Annotated in this window: 17 protein-coding genes; 10 read left to right on the top strand and 7 right to left on the bottom strand. The window is 62.4% G+C overall.

The annotated features are described in order from the left end of the window. Positions 1-222 precede the first annotated feature (222 nt). From NKH49_RS33195 to panB, 7 genes are all read right to left on the bottom strand, one after another. Positions 223-405, bottom strand: a complete 183-nt coding sequence (locus NKH49_RS33195) for a hypothetical protein (RefSeq protein WP_352625292.1) — start codon at positions 403-405, stop codon at positions 223-225. Between the two features lie 372 nt (positions 406-777). Further along, the gene (locus tag NKH49_RS35055) at positions 778-966 is read right to left on the bottom strand and encodes a DUF2285 domain-containing protein (RefSeq protein WP_502894601.1); all 189 of its coding nucleotides are present in this window, start codon (positions 964-966) and stop codon (positions 778-780) included. Between the two features lie 280 nt (positions 967-1246). Beyond that, complete coding sequence (locus NKH49_RS33185; RefSeq protein WP_352625290.1) at positions 1247-1621, bottom strand: transcriptional regulator domain-containing protein; 375 nt, start codon at positions 1619-1621, stop codon at positions 1247-1249. After that, the gene (locus tag NKH49_RS33180; RefSeq protein WP_352625288.1) at positions 1618-2268 is read right to left on the bottom strand and encodes an acyl-homoserine-lactone synthase; all 651 of its coding nucleotides are present in this window, start codon (positions 2266-2268) and stop codon (positions 1618-1620) included. The genes NKH49_RS33185 and NKH49_RS33180 overlap by 4 nt, the downstream gene beginning before the upstream one ends. A gap of 93 nt (positions 2269-2361) precedes the next feature. Further along, positions 2362-3087 (bottom strand): LuxR family transcriptional regulator, encoded by a 726-nt coding sequence (locus NKH49_RS33175; protein WP_352625286.1) that lies wholly within the window; start codon positions 3085-3087, stop codon positions 2362-2364. Positions 3088-3182: 95 nt separating this feature from the next. Further along, entirely contained in the window at positions 3183-4043 is an 861-nt protein-coding gene (gene panC / locus NKH49_RS33170) for a pantoate--beta-alanine ligase (RefSeq protein ID WP_352625284.1), read from the bottom strand. Further along, positions 4040-4900 (bottom strand): 3-methyl-2-oxobutanoate hydroxymethyltransferase, encoded by an 861-nt coding sequence (gene panB / locus NKH49_RS33165; RefSeq protein ID WP_352625282.1) that lies wholly within the window; start codon positions 4898-4900, stop codon positions 4040-4042. The genes panC and panB overlap by 4 nt, the downstream gene beginning before the upstream one ends. A 174-nt stretch (positions 4901-5074) precedes the next feature. Between panB and NKH49_RS33160 the strand changes: the two genes are divergently transcribed. The 10 genes from NKH49_RS33160 (at position 5075) to groES (ending at position 15325) form a co-directional block, all read left to right on the top strand. Then, positions 5075-6043 carry an NUDIX hydrolase gene (locus tag NKH49_RS33160; RefSeq protein ID WP_352625301.1) on the top strand — a complete coding sequence of 323 codons (969 nt, stop codon included), beginning with the start codon at positions 5075-5077 and terminating at the stop codon, positions 6041-6043. Positions 6044-6109: 66 nt separating this feature from the next. After that, positions 6110-7084: a quinolinate synthase NadA gene (gene nadA, locus NKH49_RS33155; RefSeq protein WP_352625280.1), complete on the top strand. Its 975-nt coding sequence runs from the start codon at positions 6110-6112 to the stop codon at positions 7082-7084. Beyond that, positions 7081-8622 (top strand): L-aspartate oxidase, encoded by a 1542-nt coding sequence (locus NKH49_RS33150; protein WP_352642186.1) that lies wholly within the window; start codon positions 7081-7083, stop codon positions 8620-8622. The genes nadA and NKH49_RS33150 overlap by 4 nt, the downstream gene beginning before the upstream one ends. Next, positions 8622-9476, top strand: coding sequence for a carboxylating nicotinate-nucleotide diphosphorylase (gene nadC / locus NKH49_RS33145; protein ID WP_023679602.1), 855 nt, complete (start codon positions 8622-8624; stop codon positions 9474-9476). Before NKH49_RS33150 ends, nadC begins: the two co-directional genes overlap by 1 nt. A gap of 95 nt (positions 9477-9571) precedes the next feature. Then, positions 9572-10570, top strand: a complete 999-nt coding sequence (gene bioB, locus NKH49_RS33140) for a biotin synthase BioB (RefSeq protein ID WP_352625300.1) — start codon at positions 9572-9574, stop codon at positions 10568-10570. After that, entirely contained in the window at positions 10567-11706 is a 1140-nt protein-coding gene (locus tag NKH49_RS33135) for an 8-amino-7-oxononanoate synthase (RefSeq protein WP_352788665.1), read from the top strand. The genes bioB and NKH49_RS33135 overlap by 4 nt, the downstream gene beginning before the upstream one ends. 11 nt (positions 11707-11717) lie before the next feature. Then, complete coding sequence (gene bioD, locus NKH49_RS33130) at positions 11718-12353, top strand: dethiobiotin synthase (RefSeq protein ID WP_023679599.1); 636 nt, start codon at positions 11718-11720, stop codon at positions 12351-12353. After that, positions 12353-13618, top strand: a complete 1266-nt coding sequence (locus tag NKH49_RS33125; protein WP_023679598.1) for an adenosylmethionine--8-amino-7-oxononanoate transaminase — start codon at positions 12353-12355, stop codon at positions 13616-13618. Before bioD ends, NKH49_RS33125 begins: the two co-directional genes overlap by 1 nt. Next, entirely contained in the window at positions 13615-14598 is a 984-nt protein-coding gene (gene bioZ / locus NKH49_RS33120) for a 3-oxopimeloyl-[acyl-carrier-protein] synthase BioZ (RefSeq protein WP_352788662.1), read from the top strand. Before NKH49_RS33125 ends, bioZ begins: the two co-directional genes overlap by 4 nt. 430 nt (positions 14599-15028) lie before the next feature. Next, positions 15029-15325, top strand: coding sequence for a co-chaperone GroES (groES, locus tag NKH49_RS33115; RefSeq protein ID WP_352929795.1), 297 nt, complete (start codon positions 15029-15031; stop codon positions 15323-15325). The last annotated feature ends 1 nt before the right edge of the window (position 15326 follow it).

Here is a 15326-nt window from a genome sequence, read left to right as displayed (position 1 = left end):
ATAGAAATTGACACTGCAAGCTCCTCGGCTCCTTGCTTCAGTGTCAGTATGTCTCGCTCATCACCTCAAGCCGCGCCAGATGGGGTCAGCTTGGCGCTTACGGATGAGTCGCGTTTGTGGGCCCTGATCTAACTTCTCGTTGCGCCTGACGCCCTCATGCCCGAACGCAAGCCCACACCCCGCGGCACGAAGGAACAATCGGCCATGCGCGAACCATCCCGGCTACGCACCTGACCACGGACCGCCGCCGCTCATGATCACGCGGTGATCGGCATGATCACAAGCACTGTAGTTAGGCAGCGTCAGCGACGCATGATCGGCATCATCATCATCGGCAACGTCGGCGCCGTCGGCATGATTCACGTGTTCGTCACGTTGATCATAATCATCGTCGCCGCCGATCAAGTTTCTGATTGCCTGCCAGTTTGACGCGGCTTTCGCCGGTAGAGCTTAGCCCGCGATGGCCTATCAATACGCTGTTAGTCGGCATGGCCGAAACCGAGAGTCAGGCGGCGCACGCCACAGAGCACGTTCAGCGACCGTTTCAGTCAGCGCCGGCTTTCTGGGGGTTCGTAACGGTCATCAGGATTCTCGGGGCATGAATGCACTATCACAAAAGCCTTGGTTCTCAGTGCTTCGTCCGTATTACTCAAACCCGATTCCCGCAGCGGAAGAACTAGGCGCGTGTTACGTTTTGTACAAGGCACAATAGCAGTGAGAAATGGAGATGATGCCTGCGCGTTTTCTAACAAGACAATCACCAAGCTGGCACCCGAATTACATCAGGAACTGTCTATAGCCGCCGCTCATCAGGTAGCGGCCACGTTGGATGGCGCGACGCACCTGATCGCGAAGATGGCTACCTGGATGAGACCAATCTTCTTCGACACGGCGTCTCCCGAACAGGGCAATGGCGATCTCCTGATGAGATGCTCCCGCAAGCGAGCCATCCAAAGCCTGGAGCACGATCCGCAGACGCGCTCCGCGGGGTTCCGGCGGAAAGCAAGCAGCTGCCAGGCGGCCGCAACCATTGATGTCGCTCAGGAACTGAAGGGCAGCGACATGGAACTTCAGGTGCTGCGGCTGCACGATCGCGTCGACATATAGCCGCAACGGGCGGAGAACGGATGCACCGGAAAGGGCGATCTGCAGACTCCGGCAGTCCTCCCTCAGCAGCACGTGCTGCACGCCGGCAGGCGTCAGCAGGATGTCCTTGCAGCATGAGAGCGAAAAAAGGTCAAGCGGTTCAAAACCGTGGTCGAGCCCAACCGGCTCCGCGGCCGCCCGTAGAATACGGGCGCAGTCGCGCGGATCCCAAAAGACCCTTGCCGACGTAGCGTCCGACTGTGGCGCGTCCGCGAAAAAGGAGGCTCCATTGTCTTAGGAAAGATGATCCTGTCGTCAACTCGATTATCTTCATGTCGGCCTGGGCTCCGACAATGCAGGCGGACGGTGCCATTTTGGCGTGGTCGCGCTGGAATTGTGGATTGCGCCGAAGAAACTCCCAGGCCCAGGCAGTGCGTGGCAATCGTCTGGCGTAATGGTAAGCTTCGTGACGACGCCAGTCCGGCCAGCATTCAAGACCGACCGTCGCTTCCTTGGGCAGACCAGCACGCTTCACGGCTCAGGTGTCCACAATGCCGACGGGCCTAGAACCGGTTGCCACAGCACCGGTCCGCTCAGACGTCCCCTGCTGCGGATGCGCAAAAGGCTCGCGTGGGAAATCTCGAGAAACCCGGCCACCCCCTCCGTTTTGCCGACGGACTTGGGTTGTCCGATGCGCGACAATGGCCACGTCGCGAGGCGAAGGATCCGTTCCATGCGCGTGTCCGTCACCGTTACTATCCGGGTCAGATCCTTGGCCAAGCCGAACTCGATCATGCCCGCGAAGAGCTCGTAGGTTGCCTGGGCCAGCCCGCCCGCTGCCTTGGGCGCCGACGGAGGGAGATCGAGCGCGAAACGACTGCTCTCCCATATGTCGGCAGTCGAGGGCACGACGTCAGCACCCAGCAGCACCGGGAACGTGTCGCGCAACATTGTGGGTCCGGTGCTGGGCAAAAGACGCACGCAACCGCGAATTCGCCAGTCGGATCCCTTGAGGAGCAGATAGACAGGCTTCAGACCATCAAACGGGTCTGTTTCCATCTGGTCTTCGGTATCAACTTCCCAATCGAGCCTTTCCTTGAACACCCGAAACCTGAGCCCGTGCATCTCTTTGAGCTCGCTTGCGAACTCGTCGTAAAGGTCTGGTGTTATCAGCTGCATCATGGTCGCCTCCGTGCGGGATGTGTTCCCGCCATCGAAGGGCAAAGCCGGCAGCGATGCAGCCTGTAGAGGTTTACAGCTATCGTGGCCGACGAATCAGGATCTCGCCTGGCCGGAGGCAGCCAGTCGTGCAACGGCCTGGTTGATCGTTCGAACGCCAAGCTTTGCCTTGGCGTTTTCCAGATGAAAGGTCACGGTGCGCTTTGAGACGCCGAGAAGCTGGCTGATAACCCAAGCCGACTTGCCGCGCGCCGCCCATTTCAGGCACTCGAACTCCCGCGGGGTGAGCGTTACACCGTCCACCACGCGATCGTCGGCGAGCCTGCGCCGGACATGGCTATGAAAGTTGATGGCCACCAGCTGCAATGCTTTTTCGTAACGTGTCAGTGACCGCAACAGAGGCGGGCGGGACTCGTCGGAAGCAAAGGTCAGGGCAGCAAACCGGCCGCGATGATCATGCATGGATATCGTCAGGCCGCCGCGGATGCCAAACTCAGCCGCACTCTCCAGAATTTGTTGCTGCGAATTCGGCAGACAGTGCCGAGCGCGATCCACACCCCAATCGAAGGTATCCCAGCCTTGCAGCCCGCGCAGGATGACCGGATCAAGACTGTGGTACCGCTGTTGCAGATAACGTGATGTCCAGGATGAAGGATAGTTTGAGATCAATTGCGGGGCGTCGCCGGGGGCCGACGGGTAAGTGAAGTAGGCGAATAGCGGAAAATCGAAGCCGGCTGCAGCGGATGCCATTGCCTCACGGAGATCGGCAGCATCAACACTCGCAGACAGTTGCTCGACGAAGTTCTCAAACACGCGATGCATTTGCGCTTTGCGTAACCTCCGTGATCGCTCGATGCCAGGCAGAGACCTTGTTTTAAACGATCCCCGGACGGATACAGCGCGTGCCGAGAACCCCGTTAATCTGTTGAAACCCGTGATATTCTGACGTTGTCTATGAGCCGTGTGCCGCCGAGCCAGGCCGCGACAAGCAAGCGTGCCGGTCGGTCAAGGCTTGTCATCGGTCGCAGATCTGCCTCGTCGCGAAGTTCCAGGTATTCGACCTCGCGATAGCCCGCAGCCAGAATTGCTGCGCGCGCATCGGCAAGCGTTGGCAGGACGGGCGAGCCGCGGGCAAGCCGCTCAGCCGTCTGGAGCAATACCGATGGGAGCTTGGGGGCAACAGCACGCTCTGCTGGCGAGAGCCGGACATTGCGCGATGATAGTGCAAGACCGTCGGCTTCGCGGACTGTCGGACAAGGAACAATGGTGATTGGAATATCCAGGTCCCGGGCCATACGCCTGACTAGCTGAAGCTGCTGAAAGTCCTTTTCGCCAAAGAAGCCGAAGTCAGCGCTGGTCTGCAGGAAGAGCTTGGCGACGACGGTCGCCACGCCATCGAAATGTCCCGGCCGGAAGGCACCGCACAGGCCCTCGCTGACACCGGACACCGAAACGGTCGTGGCGAAGGCCGCCGGATACATCTCCTCTGCATCCGGCGCATAAAGCAGGTGCGCGCCAAGCGGTGCCAGTTTGGCGGCATCCTCGTCCTCGGTGCTCGGATACGCGGCGAGATCGGCCTGGCTGTTGAATTGCTTCGGGTTGACGAAGAGCGTCACGATCACCCGGTCGGCCTTCACGAGTGCCGCGCGCACCAGGCTGAGATGGCCCTCATGCAGGACACCCATCGTTGGCACGACGGCAATCCTCACGCCCTCGCGGCGCCATGCGGCGACAATTTCGCGAAGCTGGGCAACGCTCCTGACAATCGGCACGCTCACGCTGCTTCTCCGCTCTTGGTGCCGTCCGCGTCGGTGGGCTTGGGCGCATCGGCAAACACGTGCTCGGCGGCCGGAAACTGGCGCTCCTTCACTTCCCGCGCATAGGCCGCGATCGCAGCCGCAGCGGCCTCCCCCAGTTCAGCATAGCGCTTGACGAATTTGGGCCGGAAGTCGCCGAAGAGGCCCAGCATGTCGTCGACGACGAGAATCTGGCCGTCACAGGCTGCCGAGGCACCGATGCCAATGGTCGGGGTCGCCACCTCCCCGGTGATCCGGCGGGCGAGCGCCTCGGGAACCTTCTCCAGCACGACCGCAAAGGCGCCCGCTTCGCTCACCGCAAGCGCGTCGCGCCTGATGCGCTCGGCATCCCCGCCTCTGCCCTGCACGCGGTAGCCACCGATGGTGTTGATCGCCTGCGGCGTCAAGCCGACATGGGCCATGACCGGCACGCCGCGCGCGGCGAGGAAGCCGATCGTCTCTGCCATCGTTTCGCCGCCTTCGAGCTTGACGGCCGCGCAGCCGGTCTCGGCCATGACGCGCGCGGCATTGCGGAAAGCCTGCTCGGGGCTTTCCTCGAAGGAACCGAACGGCAGGTCGACCACCATCAGCGCCTGCTCGAGGCCACGGCGCACGGCCTGGCCGTGCGTGATCATCATCTCCAGCGTCACACCGAGCGTCGAGGGCAGGCCGTGCAGAACCATGCCGACGCTGTCGCCGACCAGCACCACATCGCAATGGGGATCGACAAGCCGGGCGACTGGGGTCGTGTAGGCGGTGAGGCAGACGAGCGGCGTCCCACCTTTACGCGAACGAATATCCGGCGGTGTAATCGCCTTGGTGTCACCAAACGCACTCAATGGACCCTCCTTCCCCAACGTTACCAACCGCGGGTGTCGCGTTTGCCACATTTTTGTGCAAGTGCGAAGAGCTAAAAAATGGCCGTGCAGCTGTGCGGTGTTGACGTGCGGACAGGCGCGCTTACACTTAAATCGATTCAGGCGCCCCCGAGCTGGCCAACCACTTTCGCGAACATGGACGATCAGGCAATAGGACCCAGGAAAGACAGAGCCGCCGTCAAGGCCGACGAAGTCAAAGTGGACCTGATCGCCTTTGTCGTCGCCGTAAACGACAGTGAACCCTGTGTCCTCACCATCGGCCAGGCGGACACCCTGCCCTCCGGACCATTTGCGCTTGAGCACCGATCGCTGCAATCCGGTTTGAGGGGGTGGGTCGAGCAGCAGACCGGCCATCCGCTGGGGTATATTGAGCAACTCTACACCTTCGCGGATCGGGATCGCATCGGCGCCGAGCGCCAGCAACGCGTCATCTCCATCAGCTATCTCGCATTGACCCGCAAGGAACAGGCAGCTGGCTCGCCCAAGTGCGGCTGGCAGAGTTGGTATGAATATTTTCCATGGGAGGACCACCGCTCCGGCACGCCTCCGGTCGTGCTGGACGTTCTGCGACCGCGCCTGATTGAATGGGCAGACGGCGTCAGCGACGCGGCCGCGCGACGTGAACGCTGGCAGCGGGCGACGATAGCCTTCGGCTTCGACGACCGCCTTTGGAACGAGGAACTCACGCTTCAACGCTATGAGTTGGTCTACGAAGCAGGCCTGGTCCAAGAGGCCGGAAGCGGACGGGACGCGACGCCGCCTCCGCTGGTGCCCAGCAAGTCTATGGTCGCCGATCATCGCCGCATCGTGGCGACCGGCATTGCGCGGCTGCGCTCCAAGATCAAATACCGGCCGGTCGTCTTTGAGCTGATGCCGCCGGTCTTCACGCTTTTGCAGCTGCAGCGAACCGTGGAGGCGCTCGCCGGCAGGCTCATCCACAAGCCGAACTTTCGCCGCCTGATCGAGCAGCAGGAGCTGGTCGAAGAGACCGGAGAGGCCACCACGGAGACCGGCGGCCGGCCAGCGAAGCTTTACCGGTTCCGCCACGCCGCTCTCGACGAGAGGGTCATCGCCGGGACAAAATTGCCGCTGGCGCGGGGTTGACATCCCTTATACTCACAGCAAGTATATGCTGGTTATTTTCAACTAGAGTATAAGCTGGAGGGGTCGATGAGCGCCATGCTGCCTACGGCCGCGTTTCTCTACGAGCGCGTCCGACGAGTGATCCCGCCGATTGAATGGCCGGCTTTCGTCGAGGATATCGAGGCGATCCTTGCACTGAAGCGCGAGCGCAACGCCATCATCCTGGCGCACAACTATCAGACCCCCGAGATCTTCCATTGCGTGGCCGACATCGTCGGCGACAGCTTGGCACTGGCCCGCACGGCTGCGACGATCGAGGCGCAAGTCATCGTGCTGGCCGGCGTGCATTTCATGGCCGAAACGGCCAAGCTCCTTAATCCGGACAAGACCGTGCTCATTCCGGATCTCAGCGCCGGATGCTCGTTGGCGGAATCGATCACGGCAGAAGACGTGCGCTTGATGCGCCAGCGTTATCCCGGCGTGCCGATCATCACTTATGTCAACACGTCGGCCGAAGTGAAAGCCGAGTCGGATATCTGCTGTACATCCGGCAACGCCAAGGCGGTCGTCCAATCCCTTGGCGTTCCCCAGGTGATCATGTTGCCGGACGAATATCTGGCCCAGAATATCGCCGCCCAGACCGATGTGCAGATCATCGCCTGGAAAGGGCATTGCGAGGTGCATGAGCGCTTTACACCGGCCGACATCCGCGAGTTGCGCGAAAGCCATCCCGGCGTGATCGTGCTCGCGCATCCCGAATGCCCGCCCGACGTCGTGGCTGAAGCAGATTTTTCCGGCTCGACCGCTGCCATGTCCGACTATGTCGAAAGGCAAAGGCCGCCACGTGTCGTGCTGATGACGGAATGCTCGATGAGCGACAACGTCGCGTTAGCGCACCCAGAGGTCGAGTTCATCCGGCCCTGCAATTTGTGCCCGCACATGAAGCGGATCACGCTTGCCAACATCCGCACGGCGCTCGAGCAGAACCACCATGTCGTAACCATCGAACCCGGGATCGCCGGGCGCGCGCGGCTTGCGGTCGAACGGATGCTGGCAATTTGAGCGCCGATATCCGCAGCTTCTTCGGGCGGCCCATCATCATCGGCGGCGGCATCGCCGGACTGATGACGGCGCTTCAACTGGCGCCGGAGCCGGTGCTTCTTCTGTCCAGGACGCTACTGGGAGCTGACAATTCGAGCACCTGGGCACAGGGTGGTCTGGCTGCAAGTTTCGGCGAAGACGACGATCCGGAACTGCACCTGGCCGATACGCTTGCCGCCGGGGATGGTCTCTGCGACACAGACGTGGCGAGCCGCATCCTCCAAGCCGCGCCCAAGGCGATAGAGGGGCTTGCGGGCTTTGGGGTTCCCTTCGACCGTACGTCGAAAGGATCACTGTGCCTCGGATTGGAGGCCGCACACAGCCGACGTCGCATCGTTCATGCGCATGGTGACGGCACCGGGCGTGAAATCATGCGTGCCCTGATCGCGGCTGTGCGTTCCACTCCGTCGATTGTTGTCGTGGAGGGCATGGAAGCGCGCCGGCTGGCGGTGCGAGAGAACGCGATCCGAGGCGTCTGGGCGAGCGGTTCGATAGGACCTGTCTTCTTCGGCTCACGGCGGGTCGTCCTCGCCACCGGTGGGATCGGGGGACTGTTTCTCGACACCACCAATCCTTGGGGCAGTTGCGGACAGGGCCTGGCGCTTGCGGCCCGCGCTGGAGCTGTTCTTGCCGACCTCGAGTTCATCCAGTTCCACCCGACCGCGCTTGACGGCCCGGAACGCCCTATGGTGCTGGTCAGCGAGGCCGTCCGCGGCGAAGGTGCTGCCCTGATCGACGAAACCGGCCAGGCTTTTCTCCAGAGCGTGCCAGGGGCGGAACTTGCGCCTCGTGATGTCTTGGCGCGCGCCGTCTGGAACCATCTTGCCAACGGCCACCGTGTTTTTCTCGACGCGCGGCAACGGCCTGGCCCGGAATTTGCTCGACACTTCCCGACAATCGCATCAGCCTGTCGTGGAGCCGGCATCAATCCCGCGCGCGATCTCATCCCCATTCGTCCGGCCCAACACTACCACATGGGTGGCGTTGCCGTGGACGGCTCCGGTAGGACGTCCGTCAAGGGGCTGTGGGCCTGCGGCGAAGTCGCTTCGACAGGACTGCATGGCGCCAACAGGCTCGCCAGCAATTCCTTGACCGAGGCCGTCGTGTGCGCCCGCTGGGTCGCTGAAAGTGTCGCCGGAACGCCTGCTCGCAGAACAAAGCCTGCGTTTGCGGACGTTTACCCATCGCCCGCTCCGACACCCGTGCGTGTTTTCCTGTCGCGCGCACTCGGCATCGTCCGGGATGGTGAAGGTTTGAAAGCAGCCGCACGTGCCTTATTGCCGCTCGCCGAAAGCAAGGACGCGGCCTCGGATGCGGCGGCTGTCGGGCTAATGATCGCGGTTGCCGCCTTGTTGCGCCAAGAAAGCCGCGGCGCTCATTACCGGACAGATTTTCCTCATCATGCGACTGTCGCCCGACGGTCCGAAATCACCCTCGAAGCCGCCTTGGCCGCTGCGCGGGAACTCGGAAACTCGCCAAGCCTCGAAGGGGCAAAGTGATGACGCTCTCACCGCTTCCCACGGTCATGCTTGAGCCGCTTGTAAGGGCAGCTCTTCTTGAAGACCTTGGCAGAGCCGGCGACTTGACCACGGAGGCCATCGTCCCGAAGGAACACCAAGCGGGAACCGTGTTGGCGGCGCGCCAGTCCGGAGTTGTCGCCGGCCTCGATCTGGCGATGCTCGCTTTCCGCTTGATTGATCCTGATGTCGAAATTTCGGTGGAGCGGGCAGACGGCTGCAATGTCATGGATGGAGAGGTCATTGCATCAGTGGTTGGCCCTGCCCGGGCCATTCTCACAGCCGAACGGACGGCACTCAATTTTTTGTGCCATCTGAGCGGCATCGCTACAGCAACGGCATCGATCGTCGCTGCGGTTCGTGGATATGGCGCGAAGATCGTCTGCACGCGCAAGACGACGCCCGGATTGAGGGCAGTCGAAAAGTATGCGGTGCGCGCAGGTGGCGGATCCAATCACCGCTTCGGCCTCGACGACGCAATTCTGATCAAGGACAACCACATCGCCATCGCAGGCGGCGTTCGCCCGGCGCTCGAGCGAGCACGAAGACGGGCCGGTCATCTCGTCAAGATCGAAGTCGAGGTCGATACGCTGGCCCAGTTGGAGGAGGTACTTGGCTTCGCTCCCGATGCGGTTCTGCTCGACAACATGTGCCTCGCCGATCTTCGCCGCGCCGTCGCAATCGTTGGCGGCCGTGCTATCACCGAGGCTTCTGGCGGGATCGCATCCGATACAGCGCGAGCGATTGCCGCGACCGGCGTTGATCTGATTTCAGTCGGCCGACTGACCCACAGCGCGCCGATCCTGGATATCGGCCTCGACTATTGGGGCTCATGATTGCCTGAGGAACGAACAGGATCGAATCAACTGTCCTTTCCGATCGTCGTCAATCAGACAGCAAAGCAAGGCAGAACCGGAGGAACAGCATGGACATGCAAACAGCCAGTCCAACGCAGACATCGCCACAGGCTCAATCCCCTGACCCTGGAGCGTGGACCCTGGAGAAGGCTCAGGCACTTCACGATGCCCCCTTCAACAATCTCCTCTTCCTCGCGCAAACCGTGCACCGCCAGAATTTCGATCCCAACAAGGTCCAGCTCAGCCGGCTTCTCAGCATCAAGACGGGCGGATGCCCGGAGGATTGCGGCTATTGCAGCCAGTCGGCGCATCACGAGACCGGCCTGAAGGCGTCGAAGCTGATGGAGGTCCGGCGCGTCGTCGCCGAGGCGAAGAAAGCGCGTGACTCCGGCGCAACCCGCTATTGCATGGGCGCGGCCTGGCGAAACCCCAAGGCGCGCGACATGGATGCGGTCGTGGCGATGGTCGAAGGCGTCAAGGCGCTGGGCATGGAAACCTGCATGACGCTCGGCATGCTCGATCTTGAGCAGGCGGCTCGCCTCAAACAGGCTGGCCTCGACTATTACAACCACAACATCGATACGTCGGAACGCTACTACAGCGAGATCATCAGCACGCGGAGCTTTGCCGACCGGCTGGAGACGCTCGAGCACGTTCGCCAATCCGGCATCAAGGTCTGCTGCGGCGGTATTGTCGGCATGGGCGAGGAGCCGGTGGACCGGATCGACATGCTCGTGACGCTGGCCAACCTGCCGGAACATCCGCAAAGCGTTCCGATCAACATGCTGATCCCGATCGCCGGCACCCCGCTTGCCGACGCCAAGCCCATCGAGCCGATCGAATTCGTGCGCGTGATCGCGCTGGCGCGCATCATGATGCCGAAATCGCATATCCGTCTCTCCGCCGGCCGCACGGCCATGACCGACGAGATGCAGGCGCTGTGCTTTTTTGCCGGCGCCAACTCGATCTTCGTCGGCGACACGCTGCTGACGGCGGACAATCCCGGCGAGGACAAGGATACCCTGCTGTTCCGGCGCCTCGGCATCGAGCCGATGGAACTCGAGGCGCAATGAACGGGGCACCGCTTGCCCGCTATGAGGCGACCTTGCAGGGACTGGCGCGCAAGGACCGGCTGCGGACGCTGAAGCCGCGCGCCGGGCTCGACTTCTCGTCGAACGACTATCTCGGGCTTGCCGCCTCCAAAAGACTTGGCGAAGCGGTTGTGGCGGCGATTGCGCGGGGCACGCCGGTTGGCGCCACCGGGTCGCGGCTGTTGCGCGGCAATGCACCGGAACACGAGCAGCTCGAGGCAGACGCGGCAGCATTCTTTGGAGCCGACGGCGCGCTATTCTTCGGCAGCGGCTACATCGCCAACTTCGCTCTGCTGACTGCGCTGCCGCAGAAGGGCGACCTTTTGGTCCTCGATGAGCTCGCCCATGCCAGCATGCATGAGGGTGCGCAGGCCGGGCGCGCCGAGTTCAAGCTGGCCGCGCACAACGACGTCGATGCTGTCGAGGATGCGATCACGTGTTGGCGCGCCGAAGGCGGCATGGGATGCGTCTGGATCGCGGTGGAAAGCCTTTACAGCATGGATGGCGACTGCGCGCCTTTGGAGAGCCTGGTCGCGCTTGCCGATCGGCACGAGGCATTCCTCGTCGTCGACGAGGCGCACGCCACCGGCGTCTGGGGACCGGACGGCCGGGGGCTGGCCGCCGCTTTCGAGGGCCGCGACAACATCGTCGCGCTCCACACCTGCGGCAAGGCGCTCGGCGCATCTGGTGGGCTCGTGACCGGGCCGAGGACACTGTGCGAGTATCTGATCAACCGTTGCCGGCCATTCATCTACGCCACCGCGCCATCGCCGCTGATGGCGGTCGCGGCGCGCGAAGCGCTCGCAATGCTCGCCGACGAGCCTATGCGGCGTGTTCAGCTGCATGAACGCGTTGCCCTCGCAGGCCGCCAATTGGTCGATCGCTGCGGTGTGATGCCAAGTGGCTCTCAGATCCAGCCCTTGGTGATCGGCGATGTCAGGCGCACCATGGCAATGGCGGCGCGCCTGCAGGCCCGCGGCTTCGACATACGCGGCATTCGTCCGCCGACCGTGCCCGAGGGCACGTCGCGGCTGCGCATCTCACTGACGCTCAATATCGGCGAAGCCGACATTTCCGCCATGGTCGAGGCGCTCGTCGAGGTGTTGGCGCAGACATGACCGGAGGCGACATGACCAAGCGCATCGTCATCACCGGAACAGACACCGGAATTGGCAAGACGGTGTTTTCGGCCGGGCTTGCCGGCCTGCTTGACGGCTTCTACTGGAAGCCGGTGCAATCGGGCCTCGACGGCGAGACCGACAGCGAGGCGGTTGCGCGACTTGCCGGGCTGCCGTCGGGGCGCGTGCTGCCGGAAGCCTACCGCTTGAAGAGCCCGCTTTCGCCGCATCGTTCGGCCGAAATCGACGACGTTTCGATCGAGGCTGCCGATCTTTCGTTTCCGGTCCTGCCGACACCGCTCGTCATCGAAGGCGCCGGCGGGCTGATGGTGCCGCTGAACCGCCGGACAAGGTTCATCGACATATTCGAGCAATGGCAGTTGCCGGTCATTCTGTGCGCCCGCACCGCGCTCGGAACAATCAATCACACCCTGCTGTCGATCGAGGCCCTGCGGGCGCGCGCTATCCCGCTGGCTGGCATCGCCTTCATCGGCGATGAGATGACCGATACGCAACGGACGATCGTGGAATTCGGCGACGTGCCGCAACTCGGCAGGCTGCCGCACCTCGATCCGCTAACGGACAAAACGCTGAGACAAGCGATGATTGCCGGCTTCGACCTCGCTTTGATTGCCGGAGGCGAATGATGCCGCATTCCCGTGTGTGGCATCCCTTCACCCAGCACGCGCTCGAGCCGGCAATCCCTGAAATCGTCCTGACTGAAGGCGCCTATCTCCACAAAGCCAATGGCGTGCGCATTCTGGACGCCATTTCCTCCTGGTGGGTCGTCACACATGGCCACCGCCATCCCCGCATTATAAAGGCAATCGAGACGACCGCCTCGAGCCTCGACCAGATCATCTTCGCAGGTTTCACGCACGAGCCTGCCGAATGCTTGGCCAAGGCGCTTGTCGGACTCGCTCCCGCCGGACTCGACTGGGTGTTCTATTCCGACAGCGGCTCGACCAGCGTCGAAGTCGCGCTGAAGATGGCGCTCGGCTATTTCCGCAACATCGGCGCGCCGCGCTCGCGCATCGTCGTCATGGAGCACAGCTATCACGGCGACACGATCGGCACGATGAGCGTCGGTGCCCGTGGCGTGTTCAACGCCGCCTACGAACCCTTGCTGTTCGAGGTCGACACCATTCCCTTCCCGGCCGCCGGCCGCGAGCAGGAAACGCTGGATAGATTCGAGGCCGTCAGCCGCGACCGGCGCGCCGCCGCGCTGATCATCGAACCGCTGGTGCTTGGCGCCGGCGGCATGCGGATGTATCCGGCCTCGGTTCTGACCGGATTGAAGAAGATCGCCGAAGCCTCCGGCACGCTGCTGATCGCCGACGAGGTGATGACCGGCTGGGGCCGCACCGGGAGCATGTTCGCCTGCGAGCAGGCATCGATTTCTCCGGATATCCTGTGCACCTCGAAGGGCCTGACCGGTGGCACCATCCCGCTGGCGGCCACACTCGCCACCGATGCCATCTTCCAGGCTCACTATTCGACGGACAGGAAGAAGACCTTTTTCCACTCGAGTTCCTACACCGCCAATCCGATTGCCTGCGCGGCAGCACTCGCCAATGTCGAGATCTGGCAGGACGAGCCGGTGGCCGAGCGGATCGCGGCCCTGAGCGCGAAGCAGGCCGCCGGGCTTAGACGCTTTCGCGACAATCCCTACTTCACCGACAAGCGGACGACCGGCACGATTGCGGCGCTCGATCTTCGCGCCGGCTCAGCCGGTTATCTGGCCGAAATCGGCCCGAAACTGCGCGCTTTTTTCCTCAAGCGCGGGCTCCTTGTGCGCCCGCTCGGCAATGTCCTCTATCTTCTCCCGCCTTATTGCATCACCGGCGAGGAGCTGGACGGGCTCTATGACGCCATCGAGGAAGCCGGCGAACGCTTCGGTTCGAGGCCATGAGCAGGTCGTCGCGCCTTCTCGGGTTTGGCCATCATGCGCCTGGGCGAAAGGTGGCCAATGCCGAAATCGAGAACAATCTCGGCCTCGAACCGGGCTGGATCGAGCGGCGCACCGGAATTCGTTCGCGCTTCTGGGCAACGGACGAAGACACGCTGTCTGGCTTGGCCACGCAAGCCGGCGACATGGCTTTGGCGAACGCCGGCATTGCGCGCCACGACATCGGTCTGCTGTTACTTGCCACCTCGACGCCCGATCACCTCCTGCCGCCCAGCGCGCCCCTGGTCGCACATCGGTTGGGGCTGGGCCGCGCCGGCGCTGTCGATCTGACCGGCGCCTGCGCCGGCTTCATCTATGCGCTGATGTTCGCGGACGGATTTACCCGCCTGCACGGCAAAGCGAGCCTTGTTATCGCCGCCAACATCCTCAGCCGCCGCATCAATCCAGCCGAGCGCGCAAGCTCGGTCCTGTTTGCCGATGCCGCCGGCGCCCTGGTGATCGGTCAGTGCGATGATGCTGATCGGGGCATTCTCGGTGCCTCGGTGGATTCGGACGGCTCGCGATACGGGCTGATCCAGATTCCCGCAGGAGGAAGCAACAAGCCGTTCCACGGTGACCTCGATCTCGCGCAAACCCGAATGAGGATGACGGACGGCCGCGAAGTGTTCGCAATGGCCGTGGAGATGATGACCGATTGCTCGACAAGCGCTCTAGCCGCTGCCGGAGTGCGGCCACACGATCTCGGCCGGTTCGTGCCGCATCAGGCCAATACTCGGATTTTCGACGCGGTCGGGAGGAACCTCGGCATCGCGGACCAAGCAATTGTCAAGACGATTGCCGAATACGGCAACTCTTCGGCCGCGACGATCCCGCTGTCGCTCTCGCTCGCCAACCAGATGAAGCCATTCCAGCCTGGAGAGAAAATCCTTCTGTCGGCGGCGGGTGCGGGTCTCAGCGGCGGCGCTCTCGTGGTTGGAATCTAGCCGGCCGGCTCACGCGCGCAGGACTGGTCATGAATGGCGATAGGGCAACAGAACCAATGCCAAAATGGCCTTCTGAAGCTCGACATGACCGAGCTGACGCAGCACGACCCCGTGCGAGCCTCTGGATGAGATCAAATGCATCACCCGTTGCATCATTCGTGCCATCTGAATAAAGCTCAAATACAAAGGGTGAGCCGCCCCATATATGTCTGATACCCGACATTGTTCACATAAAAGGCTCGATGCTTACACGCTCTTTACTCTCTTCTCTTTGCTGTCTGCTCTTTTCTCTTTGCTCTTTGCTCTTCCGTCTTGACTAGCAGGAGCATGCGGCTTATCTCATTGCCGCGTTAGCACTCGCTTCGGCTGAGTGCTAAGCACGCTCCGGCAACGGAGAACCGTTCAACATCCGCACCAGGGAAATCCAAAAATGGCAAAGTCGAATTTCCGGCCGCTGCATGACCGCGTGGTCGTTCGCCGGGTCGAGTCCGAAGCGAAGACCGCCGGCGGGATCATCATCCCCGATACGGCGAAGGAAAAGCCGCAGGAAGGCGAGATCATCGCCGTCGGTTCCGGCGCCCGCGACGAAGCCGGCAAGCTCGTCCCGCTGGACGTCAAGTCCGGTGACCGCATCCTGTTCGGCAAGTGGTCGGGCACCGAAGTCAAGCTCAACGGCGAAGACCTTCTGATCATGAAGGAAGCCGATATCATGGGCGTCATCGGCTGAC

Origin of the sequence: Mesorhizobium sp. M1088 (genome assembly GCF_040318575.1) — a bacterium.
Taxonomy (GTDB): domain Bacteria; phylum Pseudomonadota; class Alphaproteobacteria; order Rhizobiales; family Rhizobiaceae; genus Mesorhizobium.
Note: the sequence above shows the minus strand (reverse complement) of the source record. Positions and strands in the feature narration are given on the sequence as shown.

Bases quoted from the DNA above. Each gene is read 5' to 3' on its own strand.
- nadA (WP_352625280.1), top strand. From the start codon at position 6,110: ATGAGCGCCATGCTGCCTACGGCCGCGTTTCTCTACGAGCGCGTCCGA.
- groES (WP_352929795.1), top strand. From the start codon at position 15,029: ATGGCAAAGTCGAATTTCCGGCCGCTGCATGACCGCGTGGTCGTTCGC.
- bioZ (WP_352788662.1), top strand. From the start codon at position 13,615: ATGAGCAGGTCGTCGCGCCTTCTCGGGTTTGGCCATCATGCGCCTGGG.
- NKH49_RS33180 (WP_352625288.1), bottom strand. From the start codon at position 2,268: ATGATGCAGCTGATAACACCAGACCTTTACGACGAGTTCGCAAGCGAG.
- NKH49_RS33175 (WP_352625286.1), bottom strand. From the start codon at position 3,087: ATGCATCGCGTGTTTGAGAACTTCGTCGAGCAACTGTCTGCGAGTGTT.
- bioD (WP_023679599.1), top strand. From the start codon at position 11,718: ATGACCAAGCGCATCGTCATCACCGGAACAGACACCGGAATTGGCAAG.
- nadC (WP_023679602.1), top strand. From the start codon at position 8,622: ATGACGCTCTCACCGCTTCCCACGGTCATGCTTGAGCCGCTTGTAAGG.
- NKH49_RS33125 (WP_023679598.1), top strand. From the start codon at position 12,353: ATGCCGCATTCCCGTGTGTGGCATCCCTTCACCCAGCACGCGCTCGAG.
- bioB (WP_352625300.1), top strand. From the start codon at position 9,572: ATGCAAACAGCCAGTCCAACGCAGACATCGCCACAGGCTCAATCCCCT.
- NKH49_RS33135 (WP_352788665.1), top strand. From the start codon at position 10,567: ATGAACGGGGCACCGCTTGCCCGCTATGAGGCGACCTTGCAGGGACTG.
- NKH49_RS33160 (WP_352625301.1), top strand. From the start codon at position 5,075: ATGGACGATCAGGCAATAGGACCCAGGAAAGACAGAGCCGCCGTCAAG.